Consider the following 15,671-nt stretch of genomic DNA (forward strand, 5'->3'; position numbering starts at 1 on the left):
TTTCTCTTGAATCAGATTAAGAATTTTTCATTAATATTTCTACTGTTTTTATTTTGAGGTTATCGTCAGACGCAAGCATTAAAGGCGTTTTATCTTCATCATTACTGATACCAGCATCTGCTCCGTTTTCCAATAATAATTTTACTTTTTTATAAGTCTCTTTTGCCTTCTCTGCTTCAAAATTTACGTTAAATGCGCAAACTTTATGCAAAAGGGTATTGCCATGATCATCCTGCCTGTTCACATCCAGGTTGCCAGAAGCTAAAATAGCGTGAAGCACCTCTGGTTGTTTTTCAGCGATCAGATCTACAGGTGTTTTCTCTTTGCTATAATAAATACTGGCCTGATAAATATCTGCACCATCACTGATAAGGTTACGTAAAAGTTCAAGGTTTCTATCACTAACGTACATCATTCTCAAATATTCAAAAAGTGTGGAGACGCCATTCTTATTAACGGTGTCAAAATCAGGACTGCCGAAATCTCTCAGTTTGAGATAAATATTTAAGTCTTGCTTATGTGCAACAGCATAATAGAACGCAGAATTTCCATCCTGATCCTGGTCATTAGGATTTGCACCATTTTGCAACAGGATGTCCAGGTATTCTGGTTTGTTATATTCTATTGTGGCAATTAATGGTGTTTTTTTTACAATGTTAGTAGCATTTACATCTAAGCCCTCATTAATCAAAAGCTCCAGGTAAGAGGTAGAAAGCTGCGGTTTCATCAGGTTAGTTCTGATGACCTGATGGATGAAATTTTCTTCAGCATTATTGGTGAAGTTTATATCACATCCCGCATCTATGAGTATTTTAATTTTTTCTACACTTGCTCCTTTTTCCAAAAAATAGCTTAAAAGCGTTTTTGCTTCTACCTCATCATTAATATTTTCGAATTTAGAGATGAAATCCTGAAAAAAGCTAATGGCTTTATCGTCGTTTTTAAGGTTCCAAATGATCTTGCCAAATACACTTTTATCAAAACTATCAAATTCATAAACATCTGTTTCAATCCATTTGCTGTCTACCAATTGATTGAGTAGTTCATATTGATCATTACTGAACAATCGCTCTAAAATTTGAGATTTTTGGTGTTCGGGAAGATCTTTTGATAGTTTCTCGCCTGATTGAAGTAATTGCAGTGCCTGATCATAGTGTCCCTGCATTAAAAGCTGTTCTAAATTTTGTTCACTCATAAAAATAAGGATATAGGTTTAAATAAGAGCTATGCGTTGTAGCGCACTAAATCAGGTAGATATTACTTCCGTGTTTAGCTGCTCATATAATTGTCTTTTTTTATAACAAATCCTGATCCATTTATAAAAACGAAGCAAATGTTGTTGTCATATTTTAGGGTCAAAAAATTAGATAATTCAGATTTTTATTGAAAAATTTATCCTAAAACTTAAGCTTTTGGAAAACACAAATAACATTAGGATGTTCCTTAATTCATTCGATTATTTTATCTTTAGGCGATTTTAAGAAAAGGTCGGTTTATCATTTTAGCCGATTAAATAGTTAACCTTTATAAAGCAAAATCAATATTAACATGTCAAATACATCAAAAATTATCTACACCAAAACCGATGAGGCGCCTATGCTGGCAACTTATTCACTTTTACCTATTGTACAAGCCTTTACCGCATCAGCGGGTATTGATGTAGAAACCAGAGATATTTCTTTAGCGGGAAGAATTTTGGCAAACTTTCCGGAGTATTTAAAAGACGATCAGAAAATTGGCGATGCTTTGGCTGAGCTTGGTGCATTGGCTACCACTCCAGAAGCAAACATCATTAAATTACCAAATATATCAGCATCTATCCCTCAATTGGTAGGTACCATCACCGAGTTACAAGCTCAGGGTTTTGCTATTCCTAATTATCCGGATAATGCGCAATCAGAAGAAGAAAAAGCAATTAAAGCAAAATATGCAAAAGTACTGGGTTCTGCAGTAAATCCTGTTTTACGTGAAGGTAATTCTGATCGCAGGGCACCAAAAGCAGTTAAAAATTATGCAAAACAAAACCCGCATTCAATGGGTAAATGGTCTGCAGATTCAAAAACAAAGGTAGTTAGCATGGCAGAAGGCGACTTTTATGGATCAGAAAAATCGGTAACTGTTCAGGATGCCAGCCAATTTAAGATCGAGTTTGTAGCAGAAGATGGTTCCATTACTGAATTGAAAGGTTTATCGCCATTAAAAGCGGGTGAGGTGATTGATAGCTCATCACTAAGTCTATCCGCTTTGAAATCTTTTGTTGCTAAAGAAATTGAAGAAGCCAAAGCGGCAGGTGTATTATTGTCTGCACACTTAAAAGCAACCATGATGAAGGTTTCTGACCCAATCATGTTCGGTGCGATTGTAGAAGTTTACTTTGCTGATGTTTTTACTAAATATGCAGCTCTTTTCAAAGAAATTAATGTAGATACACGCAATGGTTTAGGTGATGTTTTTGCAAAAATCGCCGGTCTTCCGGAGCAAGCAGAAGTAGAGGCAGCCATTGCAGCAGCGATTGAAAATGGTCCGGCTTTGGCAATGGTAAATTCAGATAAAGGCATTACCAATCTGCATGTACCTAGTGATGTAATTGTTGATGCTTCGATGCCGGCAATGATTCGTACTTCTGGCCAGATGTGGAACAAGGAAGGTAAATCTCAGGATACTATTGCCTTAATTCCAGATCGTTGTTATGCTGGTGTGTACACCGCAACCATTGATGATTGTAAAGCACATGGTGCATTTGATGTAACAAAAATAGGCTCTGTGCCTAATGTTGGCTTAATGGCTCAAAAAGCTGAAGAATATGGTTCACACGATAAAACCTTTCAAGCTACAGCAAATGGAACCATACAGGTAACTGATGCCGATGGTAAAGTTTTCTTCGATCAAAAGGTTGAACAGGGTGATATCTTCCGAATGTGCCAAACAAAAGATGCGCCCATTCAGGATTGGGTTAAATTAGCCGTAAACAGAGCTCGTTTATCTGAAACACCAGCAGTTTTCTGGTTAGATGAAAACAGGGCACATGATAGAGAAATCATTGCTAAAGTAAATACTTATTTAAAAGATCATGATACTACTGGTCTTGACATTCGTATTCTTTCTCCAATTGAAGCTACTAAATTTACATTAGAACGTATTCGTAAAGGTGAAGATACCATTTCAGTGACAGGCAATGTATTGCGTGATTACCTGACGGATTTATTTCCAATTTTAGAGTTGGGTACTTCTGCAAAAATGTTATCAATAGTTCCATTAATGAATGGGGGTGGTTTATTTGAAACAGGCGCCGGTGGTTCTGCTCCTAAACACATTGAGCAATTCATTGAAGAAGGTTATTTACGTTGGGATTCATTAGGTGAATTTTTAGCGCTTCAGGCTTCTTTAGAGCATTTATCACAAACTCAAAATAATGCTAAAGCTCAGGTTTTAGCTGATGCATTGGATGAAGCAAATGCGAAGTTCCTTGCGACAGATAAATCTCCTGGCAGAAAATTGGGAACTATAGATAACCGTGGTTCACACTTTTATTTAGCTTTATATTGGGCAGAGGCATTAGCCGCTCAAACTAAAGATGCTGAATTGCAAGCCAGGTTTGCGCCTTTGGCAAAAGCATTAACAGAAAACGAATCAAAAATTAATCAAGAGTTAATTGGTGCTCAAGGTAAGCCGCAAAACATTGGCGGTTATTATCATCCAAATGATGAATTGACTGGTAAAGCAATGCGTCCAAGTGAGACTTTGAATACGGCTTTGGCTGGATTGTAAGGCTTCATAAATAAATTTAAATCCCCAATTGAATTAATTTCGATTGGGGATTTTTTTGTTTAAATCTCAAGTTATATTAAAAGGGTTATTCATTTTTAATGAATTTATCTTTTTCCCAGTTCATGGGATTGTTAATAATGTAGTTTGAAATATTTTGAAAAGACCTTTCATCACGAATGATGTGGTCTTAGAAGCGGGTCTGCCATCCAAAGTCAAAGCCTAATCGATTACAATGTTTAGTCACCGCAGATTTGTAAGAGCCAATTATGGATGACACTGTGTTTTTTCCCTGATTTTGAAAACGTTGTTGTCCGGGAGCTAGAGACAGGGCGTGCCCTGTCTGTACTGCAGGCAAAGGATTTATATTATTTAAAATTAAAATTCCATGAACATGGTTAGGCATCACAATAAATTCACCTAATTCTACATTTTTTTGGTGATTTCTGATTTCGTACCACATCAAATTTGCAATCACACCAATATTTGATAATATCATCTCTCCGTTTACAATTTTGCCAAAATGATGTAGACTATCTTTTGTGCAAATGGTTATAAAATATTCACCTACCCAGCCGTAATCCCAACTTTGTAAACGGGCAGAAGAAATTCTGTATTTGTTTTGATATTTTTCATTCATGATGGCGTAAATTATGAGTTTATATCAATCATTTGCTTAAGCTTGATTTATAAGGATGGGTATACTAATGTAAAGCATATTTTGGAATTAGAAAACATGATAATTAGTTGTAATAGTTAATAGATCCTTTTAAAATACATAACCTCTCAAAAACCATCTGCCAAACCATTTGTTATCACTATAACTAAAATAGGAGATATTATCATGTCAATTAACGAAAATAAAGGATCACAAGATAAAATACATAGCACTACAGAAAATCCGGAAATCAATAAAGAGAATTTATCTTTTGATGAAAATAAGCAAAGTTATGAATTAGATGTAAAAGGTGATGATGAGGATTATGATCACCCGATGGGATATGAAACCGTTGCTGCAGGTGCCAAAGATGATGATTCTACTTATGACGAAGCCAATCCATATGTAGGTGATGAATATGCTAGTAATGAAGACATTGCTGAAGATAATTTGGATGAATTAGGTATGCATGTAGACAATGGTGAAAGTGTAAAATTGAATACTGAAGATGAAATTTTAGCACGTACACCTGAAGACGACCGTGATGATTTGGATGAAGAGGGTTATCCGATTAATGATGCACCAGAAAAATAGTCAGACTACAGTTGTTTTCTAAAAAATATAATTGCTAAAAGCAGGGTTTACATTGAAGTGTATAATTCTGCTTTTTGCTTACTATACCTTTACTAATTTTTCAATTTCTGTTTTCCAGGTAGCCCTACTGTTTACCACGAATTTTTCAACTTCACCATTGCTTAAAATAATCTTTAGGCCATTTGGAACAATGCCCATGGTTTTATAAAGGCCTAATTCTTTAATTTCATTTAGGTAAATGCTAAAGGAATGGTTCTGAATGTTGAATCCATGAGATTTGAATTCTACTCTATCACTAAGCAAATATAATTTTCCACCTACTGCTTCTGCATTTTTGAAATGGTTGGCAGCACCAGAATAAATAATTCCATCCTGATCGTTTTTTGTAAGTGCAGTTTGTTCCTTCACTTTCTTCGAATTCACAAATAAATACATCAATAAGCCAAAAACGAGACCTGCAATAGGAGCGGCAATTACAGCATAGGCAATGCCAACAATAAATGTTTCAATAATTCCAAAAAGAAATGTGAAGGATAAAGCAGCTATCGAGACGTTTTTTAGATTTGCTTTTTGGTCGGCATTCATGTTCTACGGATTAATATCTAAATTAAACCTCTTGCGCAATTCGTCTAGTTTGGGATTTTTGTTTACCAGATAATCGTACTTTTCACGATTGCCGTACAATCTGTTTTCAATTTTCCGTTCCACCTGTTTAAAGGTAATATCGACGGCAAAATTTTGCAACTGATTTCTGAGGAAGTTCATCAGTTCGACCGATTCCTGAACCACAAATTGTTCCTGTGTTTTGCTTTCCACTGAAATCTCAATCAATACCGGACTAAGGAGTTTTGGAGCAAAATTATTCAGGATGGTAAAGAGGTTGATCTTATCTGTACTTTTTAAAATTTGAATGTACTGATTCCATACTTCCAGTAATCGATCATAAGTGAAAGGTTCGCGGGCCTCACCGGTAGCTTTTTTAGGCCCATTATCTTCCTCTCCGTTAGCAAGTCGCTCCAGGTCATTTAATGAGGGGATTAAAGTACCTACATTTTTTTTAGGAATGTTAATGCTGATCGATGTTGCTGAAGAAGGGGAAATGGTTTTTGGTTTCTCTTCTACAGGTGGCAAAGAGGGGGGGGCAACTTTTGGTGGCAGGATTTCGCTTTCAGCTTTAATCTTTTCACTTTCAGCTTTTTCAGCTACGACATCAGTTTTTTTTTTATCCTGATCTTGGTCAGTTGCTGTATTATTAGGGCTTAAAGGCTGTTGGGCTAAATTGACGACCGATCGGACATGACACATTTTGATGAGTGCCAATTCTACCTGTAAACGCTGGTTTTTAGAGTTTTTATAATTTAGGTCGCAAGTGTTAGCCAAATTTAAGGCTGTCAATAGAAATGATAATTCCGTCTGCCTGCATTGGTCTAAATATTTTTGTTTAATATTTTCACTAACTTCTAACAATTTGATAGTTGCAGCATCTTTACCCACCAGTAAATTTCGGAAATGGGTAGCTAAACCATTAATGAAGTTATTGCCATCGAAACCATTATTTAAAATTTCATCAAACAGGAGTAAGGTTTGGCTTACTTCAGCATTTGTTAAATAGGAGGTAAGCTTAAAGAAATAGTCGTAATCTAGGATATTAAGATTATCAATTACTGCTTTGTAAGTGATGTTTTTATTTGCATAACTTGCAATCTGATCAAACATTGAAAGTGCATCACGCAGCCCTCCATCTGCTTTTTGAGCAATGATGTGCAGTCCATCGGATTCAAATGCAATATTTTCTCGCTGCGCTATAGTAGCCAGATGGTTAGAAATATCTTCTACCTGAATGCGATTGAAATCGAAAATCTGACAACGGGACAGGATGGTTGGCAGAATTTTATGCTTCTCTGTGGTAGCCAAAATAAAAATGGCATAAGAAGGTGGTTCTTCCAATGTTTTCAAAAAGGCATTAAATGCACTTTGCGATAACATGTGAACCTCATCAATAATGTAAATTTTATATCTGCCAGCTTGTGGTGGAATCCGGACCTGTTCAATTAAACTACGGATATCATCAACAGAATTATTAGATGCTGCATCTAACTCATGAACATTAAAAGAATGTCCGTTTTGAAAAGATAAGCAGTTATCACATTGTCCGCAGGCTTCCATCTCCGCTGTAGGATTCGTACAGTTAATGGTTTTTGCAAGAATCCGGGCACAGGTGGTTTTTCCTACACCACGCGGACCGCAGAATAAAAATGCCTGAGCAAGTTGATTATTTTTAATGGCGTTTTTTAAAGTACCTGTAATATGCTGTTGCCCAACAACGGTTTCAAACGTGGCCGGACGATATTTACGGGCAGAAACAATAAAATTTTCCATCGGCACGAAAATAGGAAATTTTTGGATGTTGTTGGGTTGAAAAATTTAAATGTTGAAAAGTAAGGTCTTAGTTAGTGGAAAGCTATTGAATTAAAGAAGTTTAGTTTGGTTGTAAACACCAAACTCAGAAAATGAGTTTTAATACTCAATACTTCACACTATACTACTTAATAATTGATTTCAATTCATTCCGATACTCAGATGCGCTTTTTCCCGTAAACTCATGAAAGATTTTGTTAAAGTGACTGAAATTGTTAAATCCACTTTCATAAGAAATGGCTGTAATGCCCATATGTTTTTCAGATAAAAGTTTGGAAGCATGAACCACCCTGTATTCATTTACGAAACGGGTAAAAGTTTTTTTGGTGATTTTTTTAAAATACCGGCAAAAAGAAGGAACCGTCATGGCCGACATTTCAGCAACATCTTCCAGGCTAATTTGTTCCTGAAAATGATCTTTTACATAATTAAAAATCATGTTTATCCGGTCATTATCCTGAATTTGTGTTTCTATAGAAAAGCCTGAAGCATTCAGAATTTTAAAATCTTTAGTTGCTTCCAGTGCTTTTAGTACACCAAGCAATGTTAGTAGTTTATTAAAGGGTTGTTGGAGCTCCATATCCTCTATGAGTTTACCTACTTCTTTTTTGGTTTGCTCGCCAAAGGCAATACCACCTTTAGCCTTATCAAACAATTCACCAATCCATTTGGCTTCTTGCAGGGTCATAAAACCACTGCCCAGAAAATCTGGTTTCATTTGGATTACGGTTTCGTTTTTGTTTCCGGTGTGGGTATCTGTAAATCCACAATGAGGTAAATTGCTTCCTATTAATATAAGGTCGCCTTCTGTATAATAAGAAACATGGCTCCCGATTTGCCTTTTACCCGCTCCACCATTTACAAAAACCATTTCTATTTCCGGATGATAATGCCATAAGTGGGCCTTATTATTCTCGTTTTCCACGTATTTAGAATAATAAAAAGAACTCCCGAAGGAAGGTTCTACAACTTCAAAGCTTGGTTTTAAAGTTTTCATGATTTATTATAAACAAAAATAACAATAAAATGTGCTGTATTGATCTTTCTGTGATAAAAATTTATGGTTGAGGTTAATTTTGCATAGATATTGGAAAATATGGTTTCTTTTCTGCTTTTAAAAGCGTAGTAATTTAGCAGTATAAATTAATTGTTAACGCTTAAAGCTATTTAATTATGAAAAAGTTCTTACAAATCGGGTTAATTGCAGTGTTGTTTTTAACCGCTAATGGTGTTTATGCAAAAGATGGTGATTTCACTTTAAAGGTTAAAGATGATAAGGAAAAATCACTTCGCTTTTCTTTTGAAGGGAATGAAAATGTTACCCTTTCTATTATTGGAAACAATAATGAAATCCTGTTTCAGGAAAATATTCAGGCAAAAACAGCTACCAGCAAACTTTATGACTTAAATGCATTACCTGATGGGAAATATATTGTTAAAATAGAATCAGATACTAAATTAGCTAATTATAAAGTTGGAATATATAATGGTAAGGCAACGGTTTCTGAGCCGGTATTTTCTGACTTGTTTCATCCATTAATTAAAAAAGATGGAGACTTTATCATTCTTAAAGTGGAGAACGAAGAAGGTAATCCTATTGAAGTTCAGGTGATGAACGAATATAACGACAATGTTTATACAGAGGTTTTTAAAAACAAATCTGTATTACAACGGAAGTTTAATATCAGCAAAACAGATTCTGAGTCACTTACCTTTGTAATTAATGTAAAAGGTAAACAGTTCTCTAAAACGATAGAATTATATTAAGGTTAAATATTGCTAATTGATAAAGAGATTGCCGTTTGGTGATCTCTTTTTTTATTTATATTGAAATTGATGTTTTGTTACCAAGTAAGGTGTGTTAGGTATTTATGCCTGGTATTATTATTTAGGATTTTTAATATGCCTTACATTCTTTGCTCTTTAGCCTTTTAACTTTCTGCTTTATCCTTTTGGCTTTTGGCTTTTGGCTTTTAGCTTTCTGCTTTAGCTTTCCTTTTTCTACTTTAGTCTTTTTAATTAAAGCTTTGATTTTAAGAAATATATTGTTACTTTTGCATCCCCGTAATATATCTCGGGATTAAAAAATTAAAAACATAATTTATAACAATGAATCAGTACGAAACTGTTATCGTTCTAACCCCATTGTTATCTGAAGAGGCTGCAAAAGAGGCATTAGCTAAATTTAAAGCAGTTCTTACTGATAACGGTGCCGAAATTATCCAAGAGGATAATTGGGGTTTGAGAAAATTAGCGTATCCAATTGAGAAAAAATCAAACGGATTCTTCAACTTAACTGAATACAAAGCTTCAGGTGATTTGATCGCAAAATTAGAGCTTCAATTAAAACGCGATGAGCGTGTGTTACGTTTCTTAACAATCCGTTTAGACAAACACGCTGTTGCTTACAATGAGAAAAAGCGTAGTGGTGCTTTTAACAAAAAAACTAAGGAGGTTGCAGCGTAATGGCAAGAGAACAAATTCAATACGTAACAGCCCCTAAAGTAGAGGATAACCGTAAAAAATATTGCCGTTTCAAGAAAAACGGAATTAAATACATCGATTACAAGGATGCAAACTTCTTGTTGAAATTTATTAACGATCAAGGTAAATTATTACCACGCCGTTTAACTGGTACTTCGTTAAAATTCCAACGTAAAGTGGCTCAGGCAGTTAAACGTGCCCGTCACATCGGTTTGTTACCTTTCGTTGCAGATCAATTAAAATAGGAGGCTCAGAGATATGGAAATTATTTTAAAACAAGATATTAAAGGCCTTGGTGAGAAAGATGATGTAGTTACAGTAAAACCAGGTTATGGTCGTAACTATTTAATCCCTCAAGGATTTGGAGCATTGGCTACCGTTTCTGCTAAAAAAGTTTTAGCTGAGAACTTAAAGCAAGCTGCATTTAAACAAGATAAAATTAAGAAAGATGCTGAAGGTATCGCTGAGCGTTTAACATCTGTTAAACTTTCTATCGGTGCTAAAGCTGGCGAAAGCGGAAAAATCTTCGGAGCGGTTAATACGATCCAGATTGCTGAAGCATTAAAATCTCAAGGTTTTGATGTAGACCGTCGTCGTATTACTTTCGAAACTGAACCAAAATTTGTTGGCGAGTATGTTGCTAACTTAAACTTACATAAAGAAGTTAAAGTTCAGGTTCCTTTTGAAGTAATTGCTGAATAAGCATTTTCTTTATAGAAATTATAAAAATGCCTTTTGATGCAAATCAAAAGGCATTTTTTTTATATTAGAATATTAAAAAACTATAAAACTATTATTTGGTTGCACCTAACCACCTAACCACCTAACCACCTAACCACCTAACCACTATTTACCCTTTAGGCGTTGTTGGTCTGATTTCAATTTTACTCGGCAATGTTCTTGCTGGCATCGCTAATAAATCTACGATCAATTTGCCCATGTCTTCTGGTTGAATTTTCCAGGCATCGCTTTCAGCATCTGGACTGTGATCGTTAAAATGAGTGGCTACAGAACCTGGCATAATGGTACTTACCTTCACCCCGTATTTTCTAAGGTCAAGCATTACTGATTGTGTAAAGCCTGTTAAGCCAAATTTACTGGCATTGTAAGCTGAACCTCCTGCAAAGAAGTTAGTTCCGGCTAAACTTGAAATGGTAAAAATATAACCTTGGTTTTTCTTAATTTCATCAACGCTGGCCTTAATGCTATAGAATACACCAGTTAAATTGGTATCAATGATGTCGTTCCATTGTTCAATATCGATTTCGTCTATAGGAGCGAAAGCACCCACACCAGCATTGGCTATTAAAATATCTAGCTGGCCCCATTTTTCAACCACTAAATTAACAGCTCCCTGCTGCGACTGAAAATTTTTCACATCAGCCTCGATTGCTAAAACATCTCCATGAGCAACTAGCTGTGATGCAGCCTGGTTTGCACTGTCTATTGTTCTGCTGGTAATGGCCACTTTATAGCCACTTTTTAAGAGTGATTCGGCAATTCCAAATCCAATCCCTTTACTTCCTCCTGTTATTAATGCTACTTTCATATCTTATTAACGTAATCAGTTATAAAATGTTTATCTCAAAATTTAAAGTTTTTTAATAAAGATATCTTTAAAATCAACAGGCTGGCCCTCACTTTGCAAAGCAATAAACCCGTTTTTAAGTGCCTTTCCATCAATTTTTAATTTAGGATCAAATCCATTAGTTACGCCGCCGCCAATTTGTGGGTGGCTGTATTGTAAAACGGTATCTCCATTAATGATATGCTTAACCAAAGAATCGCCCAATACAATTAATTCTGCTGAAACCCATTGATCGCCATCATATGTTTTTGATTTTGAATCCAGGCAATGTTCAGGATATAACTTTCCCTGATAAAAAATTTCAGTTCCTGGAGAACACATATTGCCAGTAGGACGGGGCCTGCCATCGCTTAAACCACCTAGAAATTGCATTTCAATGGATATTGGCCAGTCTTGCTCTTTAGGCATCGTTTTAGGATCCTGGCTGTGAAACATTAAGCCACTGTTTCTTAAGGTATAACTCGGTGCTCCCTTTTGTAATTGACCAACAAAGCGGTATTTCAATTTTAAATGGTAACTGGAAAAGGGTGTTTTATAGTACAGGTGGCCAAACTGGTCATTAAAATCTCCATATTGATCATAACTTACCCGTATCATCCCATCCTCAACCCTAAAAGTGTTACCATAATTTTCATTGTAATCATGATGATGGATTTTTACATTCCAATCTTTAATATCCTTCCCATTGAAGAGTGAAGTCCATTCGCTTTTTGCAGGTATGTGGTTGCGACTGGCTGAGCATCCGGCTATTATTATAAATAAGGTTAGATAGGCTAGGTTTTTCATATCAATGATTTTAGGCAAAATACAAAAAACGTTACAGGTGTTACATCTGTTGTGTGATATAAACCACATTAATTTCTCCTACCTTTATGCCATGTCCAAAAGAAGACCCTCGAAATCAAACTCAAAAAATCCGTTATCGAAGAAGATTATTAATATCGTTAGTAAGGTTTTTCTTTATTTTCTATTTGTTTCTATTATTTGGGTAATCGCTTATCGTTTTATTAACCCGCCTTTAACACTATTAATGGCGCTTCGCAATATTGAACGGAAAGCTGATGGAAAATCATTTAAAACAGAAAAGAAATGGGTTGATTTTAAGGATATGTCTAACAATATGAAACGGGCAGCAGTATCAGCAGAAGATCAGCTATTTCTACAACATATTGGATTTGATATGAAAGCAATTGAAAAAGCTTTCGCCAGTAATGCAAAGGGCAAAAAAGTTAAAGGTGGAAGCACAATTTCACAGCAAACCGCGAAAAACGTTTTTCTATGGCCTGGAAGATCGTGGATTAGAAAGGGTTTTGAAGCTTATTTTACATTGCTTATTGAAATCTTCTGGAGCAAAGAGCGGATTTTGGAAGTGTACCTTAATGTAATTGAAATGGGAGATGGGATTTATGGTGCTGAAGCAGCTGCGCAAGAATATTATGGCAAATCTTGTGTAAAACTAACTAAAAAACAAGCCGCGCTGATTGCCGCATGTTTCCCCAATCCAAGAAGATGGACACCAAAAAATGCAACACCATACATCCGACATCGCCAATATTTGATTTTAAGAAATATGAACAGGTTAGGCCCGTTGGATTTTTAGTATTTAGTCCAAAGTCCCCAGTCTAAAGTCTTTAGTTTTGCCACTTCAATATGTATCAATGACTAAAACTCCGAACTCAAGACTTAGGACTCAAGACTCCCGACTACCTAATCATGATCCTTATTCCATCGGATTTTTATTCCACCTTTTTCGTCATCAATGGCTTTCAGGTGAAGTACAATTCCTTTCATCCTGGCTTCACGTTTTTCCTGGCGGGTTAAATTTTCATCACCTTTAGGATTTCTTAGTGGAATGTCCATTTCAACATTGGTTCCTGCACCTAAGGCATAAATACCTTTAACATTAAAATTCAATGCACTGGAGTTGATCTGCATTGGACTAATTGCTATCTTATCTCCTTTGATATTAAGTGTGCCATCTAGTTTTTTGATTTCAACATTAGAAAGATTTCTATTGGCAAATGCGAATTTACCTACGTTCACCATCGGTTCAAAATTCACCAGGGCTGCATTATTGAGATTAAAAATTACTTTTCCGTTTATAGATCGTGGAATGATTTTACCAGTATGCGATATTCTGCCCGATATGTCAACCAAAGAGGATAAATAGCCTTTTAGGTTTTTATTCGTAATGGTATTCTGCCCGAAGTTATCGAAAGAGTAAAAGAAATCCTTCACACTTACATGACTCACTTTAGAGTTAATACTAAAGAGATTTGAACCAGTTTGTTGAACAATGCTTCCATTGAGTGATAGTGTTCCACCAGCATGCTCCACGATTATTTTATTAAAGAATATACCGTTGCCACGAAGGGAAATATCTGCTGCAAGATTTTTTGCCAGAAATTTATCATAGATTGCCTTACCCACAGTAAGGTTAATATTCATTTTGGATACCTCCAGCACATTGCTTAACTGTTTTGAGGCAGTTTTCATAGACTGATTTGATGTCGTTTTCTTTTTAGTGCTTCTAGGTCCTAAGAATGGCATAAACTCGTTTAAATAAAGTTGAGGACTATGCATTTTAAGATTAACTAAAATCTTTTCGGGATCATAATAATATAAGTTTGCAAAATTAGCAATACTGCAACTCACATTAAGTTCACTTTTGCCGAGTTGAAAATGCCCATCCTGAATAGAAAGATCATTCTGATTAAAAACAATATTAAGCGCACTCTTTACCAGATGAAGCTTACGTGGAAGGTACATGATATCGGCATTGGCAATTTTGATTCCCCCTGATATAACTGGTTTCGTGAATCGAAAATTATCTATATCTGCCTGGCAGTAAAGTCTTAAATCTGCAGTTCCGGCTTTAAATTCAAAGTCTTGTGTACTTAATGAATTGTTTAGATTGGTAAGTGGAAACTGAGAAGTCACCAGTCCGGTAGCAATAGGCCTGGCAAGGTTATTTACTGTAAATGTATCGATCTTGATGGGTGCGTTAAAATACTTGGCGGTTAGTTTATGAAATTTTATTGCAGAATTTTCATCACCAATAATTCCTCCCACTGTATCCTGGTTTGTAAAGGAACCATCAAAGTTGGCAGCTGTTAATTTTCCTGCCGGAATGGATAGGACATTATCACGAACTTTAATGCCCACACGTATTAATGGATCTCCATACTTCCCTGAACCATCATCGATAATATTTCCTCGAATATCAATCGGTTTCTCTATCCCGAATTTTAAAAGCTTGGATGAAATATTTGGAGAAAGCAACAAGGCTACATTCCTGAATAATATTTGATCTACAGCGATGCTAATGGCGAAAGCAGATTTACCAAGATCTATTTTTGCACCTATTTTAAAGGGATGTCCGCCAATGTTTAAGACTTCTGCATCCAGAATTACCGCATCTAGTTCAATACTGTAATGGGCTGATAAAGTTCCTTCAAGTGACTTACCTTTTAAAAAACTACCTTTTCTGGTGTTAAAGGCGAAATTATTAACCTGCGTTTTAAGTTTTATCTTACCTGTCCAGCCACTATCAGGATACTGCATTCTACCCTGAATTTGGTCAATATTAAAATTAAATAGCTTAAAGCGTTTTTTATTGTCGAGGATTAAACTTACACGGTTAAAATCAATTTTCTTTACCTCAAGTGCAGAAGATTTAGGCGCTGATTTTTTCTCTTCCGTTTTGGGTTTGCTTTTAAATATGCTGGTATTGCTGTATCCGGTAGAATCTGTATAAATGTACACGGCAGCATCATTAATGGCAATTCGATTGATATTTACATTGCCAACTATCAGAGATAGTATATTTAGTGAAACATTAATGTCTTTGGCTTTAAGCAAATCGTGCTTATGTTGTGCCCATAAGCTATCTCTTAATAAAACATCGTTTAATGATACAGACACGCCGGGAAAGCTTTTTAAAAGCGTAGGCTCCATACTACCTGCCGTGATTTGCCCATTTAAGTTTTTGTTGAGCTGAGCCAATATGGATGATAATATTTCTTTTTTGTTACGACTAATATAAAAGGCACCAGCAAGCCAGGTTAAGATAACCAGAATAATAATTGTAGAAAGTATTTTTAAGGAGATTTTGAGCCAGCGCTTCATAAACAGAATTTGATTATAGCAATATAATGCTTTTTT

Annotated in this window: 15 protein-coding genes; 7 read left to right on the plus strand and 8 right to left on the minus strand. The window is 35.5% G+C overall.

All coding sequences use genetic code 11. The features are described 5' to 3' along the window. Nucleotides 1-16 precede the first annotated feature (16 nt). Complete coding sequence (locus tag AN34_RS05430; protein ID WP_029283084.1) at nt 17-1,195, minus strand: ankyrin repeat domain-containing protein; 1,179 nt, start codon at nt 1,193-1,195, stop codon at nt 17-19. A 353-nt stretch (nt 1,196-1,548) separates the two neighbouring features. Between AN34_RS05430 and AN34_RS05435 the strand changes: the two genes are divergently transcribed. Next, the gene (locus AN34_RS05435) at nt 1,549-3,768 is read left to right on the plus strand and encodes an NADP-dependent isocitrate dehydrogenase (RefSeq protein ID WP_029283086.1); all 2,220 of its coding nucleotides are present in this window, start codon (nt 1,549-1,551) and stop codon (nt 3,766-3,768) included. 187 nt (nt 3,769-3,955) lie between these two features. Here AN34_RS05435 and AN34_RS05440 read toward each other — a convergent pair whose 3' ends face one another. Then, a complete protein-coding gene (locus AN34_RS05440) occupies nt 3,956-4,405 on the minus strand; it encodes a transposase (RefSeq protein ID WP_197285482.1) in 450 nt (149 codons plus the stop codon). A 204-nt stretch (nt 4,406-4,609) separates the two neighbouring features. Here AN34_RS05440 and AN34_RS05445 point away from each other — a divergent pair, with 204 nt between their 5' ends. Then, complete coding sequence (locus AN34_RS05445) at nt 4,610-5,017, plus strand: hypothetical protein (RefSeq protein WP_029283088.1); 408 nt, start codon at nt 4,610-4,612, stop codon at nt 5,015-5,017. Nucleotides 5,018-5,098: 81 nt separating this feature from the next. On the opposite strand, the gene AN34_RS05450 is transcribed toward AN34_RS05445, so the two are convergent. The 3 genes from AN34_RS05450 to AN34_RS05460 all read right to left on the minus strand — a co-directional run bounded on the left by AN34_RS05450 (nt 5,099) and on the right by AN34_RS05460 (nt 8,432). Then, nucleotides 5,099-5,602 carry a hypothetical protein gene (locus AN34_RS05450; RefSeq protein ID WP_036676575.1) on the minus strand — a complete coding sequence of 168 codons (504 nt, stop codon included), beginning with the start codon at nt 5,600-5,602 and terminating at the stop codon, nt 5,099-5,101. Between the two features lie 3 nt (nt 5,603-5,605). Continuing rightward, nucleotides 5,606-7,396 (minus strand): DNA polymerase III subunit gamma/tau, encoded by a 1,791-nt coding sequence (locus AN34_RS05455; protein ID WP_029283092.1) that lies wholly within the window; start codon nt 7,394-7,396, stop codon nt 5,606-5,608. Between the two features lie 163 nt (nt 7,397-7,559). Continuing rightward, nucleotides 7,560-8,432, minus strand: coding sequence for an AraC family transcriptional regulator (locus AN34_RS05460; protein WP_029283094.1), 873 nt, complete (start codon nt 8,430-8,432; stop codon nt 7,560-7,562). Nucleotides 8,433-8,608: 176 nt separating this feature from the next. Between AN34_RS05460 and AN34_RS05465 the strand changes: the two genes are divergently transcribed. From AN34_RS05465 to rplI, 4 genes are all read left to right on the plus strand, one after another. Then, complete coding sequence (locus AN34_RS05465) at nt 8,609-9,202, plus strand: hypothetical protein (protein WP_029283096.1); 594 nt, start codon at nt 8,609-8,611, stop codon at nt 9,200-9,202. 342 nt (nt 9,203-9,544) lie between these two features. After that, complete coding sequence (gene rpsF, locus AN34_RS05470; protein ID WP_029283098.1) at nt 9,545-9,901, plus strand: 30S ribosomal protein S6; 357 nt, start codon at nt 9,545-9,547, stop codon at nt 9,899-9,901. After that, nucleotides 9,901-10,164 (plus strand): 30S ribosomal protein S18, encoded by a 264-nt coding sequence (gene rpsR, locus AN34_RS05475; RefSeq protein WP_010599582.1) that lies wholly within the window; start codon nt 9,901-9,903, stop codon nt 10,162-10,164. Before rpsF ends, rpsR begins: the two co-directional genes overlap by 1 nt. Before the next feature lie 13 nt (nt 10,165-10,177). Next, on the plus strand, nt 10,178-10,621 hold the full coding sequence (gene rplI, locus AN34_RS05480; protein WP_029283100.1) for a 50S ribosomal protein L9: 444 nt from the start codon (nt 10,178-10,180) through the stop codon (nt 10,619-10,621). 148 nt (nt 10,622-10,769) lie between these two features. On the opposite strand, the gene AN34_RS05485 is transcribed toward rplI, so the two are convergent. Both AN34_RS05485 and AN34_RS05490 read right to left on the minus strand, forming a co-directional pair. Continuing rightward, a complete protein-coding gene (locus tag AN34_RS05485; RefSeq protein ID WP_029283103.1) occupies nt 10,770-11,468 on the minus strand; it encodes an SDR family oxidoreductase in 699 nt (232 codons plus the stop codon). 42 nt (nt 11,469-11,510) lie between these two features. Next, entirely contained in the window at nt 11,511-12,293 is a 783-nt protein-coding gene (locus AN34_RS05490; RefSeq protein ID WP_029283105.1) for a DUF1080 domain-containing protein, read from the minus strand. A gap of 91 nt (nt 12,294-12,384) precedes the next feature. Here AN34_RS05490 and mtgA point away from each other — a divergent pair, with 91 nt between their 5' ends. After that, complete coding sequence (gene mtgA, locus AN34_RS05495; protein ID WP_029283107.1) at nt 12,385-13,107, plus strand: monofunctional biosynthetic peptidoglycan transglycosylase; 723 nt, start codon at nt 12,385-12,387, stop codon at nt 13,105-13,107. A gap of 107 nt (nt 13,108-13,214) precedes the next feature. Here mtgA and AN34_RS05500 read toward each other — a convergent pair whose 3' ends face one another. Then, the gene (locus AN34_RS05500; RefSeq protein ID WP_029283109.1) at nt 13,215-15,635 is read right to left on the minus strand and encodes an AsmA-like C-terminal region-containing protein; all 2,421 of its coding nucleotides are present in this window, start codon (nt 15,633-15,635) and stop codon (nt 13,215-13,217) included. Nucleotides 15,636-15,671: the final 36 nt, after the last annotated feature.

Source organism: Pedobacter sp. R20-19 (genome assembly GCF_000708265.2).
Lineage (GTDB): Bacteria > Bacteroidota > Bacteroidia > Sphingobacteriales > Sphingobacteriaceae > Pedobacter.

Bases quoted from the DNA above. Each gene is read 5' to 3' on its own strand.
- AN34_RS05485 (WP_029283103.1), bottom strand. From the start codon at position 11,468: ATGAAAGTAGCATTAATAACAGGAGGAAGTAAAGGGATTGGATTTGGA.
- rplI (WP_029283100.1), top strand. From the start codon at position 10,178: ATGGAAATTATTTTAAAACAAGATATTAAAGGCCTTGGTGAGAAAGAT.
- AN34_RS05490 (WP_029283105.1), bottom strand. From the start codon at position 12,293: ATGAAAAACCTAGCCTATCTAACCTTATTTATAATAATAGCCGGATGC.
- AN34_RS05430 (WP_029283084.1), bottom strand. From the start codon at position 1,195: ATGAGTGAACAAAATTTAGAACAGCTTTTAATGCAGGGACACTATGAT.
- AN34_RS05440 (WP_197285482.1), bottom strand. From the start codon at position 4,405: ATGAATGAAAAATATCAAAACAAATACAGAATTTCTTCTGCCCGTTTA.
- AN34_RS05445 (WP_029283088.1), top strand. From the start codon at position 4,610: ATGTCAATTAACGAAAATAAAGGATCACAAGATAAAATACATAGCACT.
- AN34_RS05460 (WP_029283094.1), bottom strand. From the start codon at position 8,432: ATGAAAACTTTAAAACCAAGCTTTGAAGTTGTAGAACCTTCCTTCGGG.
- rpsF (WP_029283098.1), top strand. From the start codon at position 9,545: ATGAATCAGTACGAAACTGTTATCGTTCTAACCCCATTGTTATCTGAA.
- AN34_RS05465 (WP_029283096.1), top strand. From the start codon at position 8,609: ATGAAAAAGTTCTTACAAATCGGGTTAATTGCAGTGTTGTTTTTAACC.
- mtgA (WP_029283107.1), top strand. From the start codon at position 12,385: ATGTCCAAAAGAAGACCCTCGAAATCAAACTCAAAAAATCCGTTATCG.
- AN34_RS05500 (WP_029283109.1), bottom strand. From the start codon at position 15,635: ATGAAGCGCTGGCTCAAAATCTCCTTAAAAATACTTTCTACAATTATT.
- AN34_RS05455 (WP_029283092.1), bottom strand. From the start codon at position 7,396: ATGGAAAATTTTATTGTTTCTGCCCGTAAATATCGTCCGGCCACGTTT.
- AN34_RS05450 (WP_036676575.1), bottom strand. From the start codon at position 5,602: ATGAATGCCGACCAAAAAGCAAATCTAAAAAACGTCTCGATAGCTGCT.
- AN34_RS05435 (WP_029283086.1), top strand. From the start codon at position 1,549: ATGTCAAATACATCAAAAATTATCTACACCAAAACCGATGAGGCGCCT.
- rpsR (WP_010599582.1), top strand. From the start codon at position 9,901: ATGGCAAGAGAACAAATTCAATACGTAACAGCCCCTAAAGTAGAGGAT.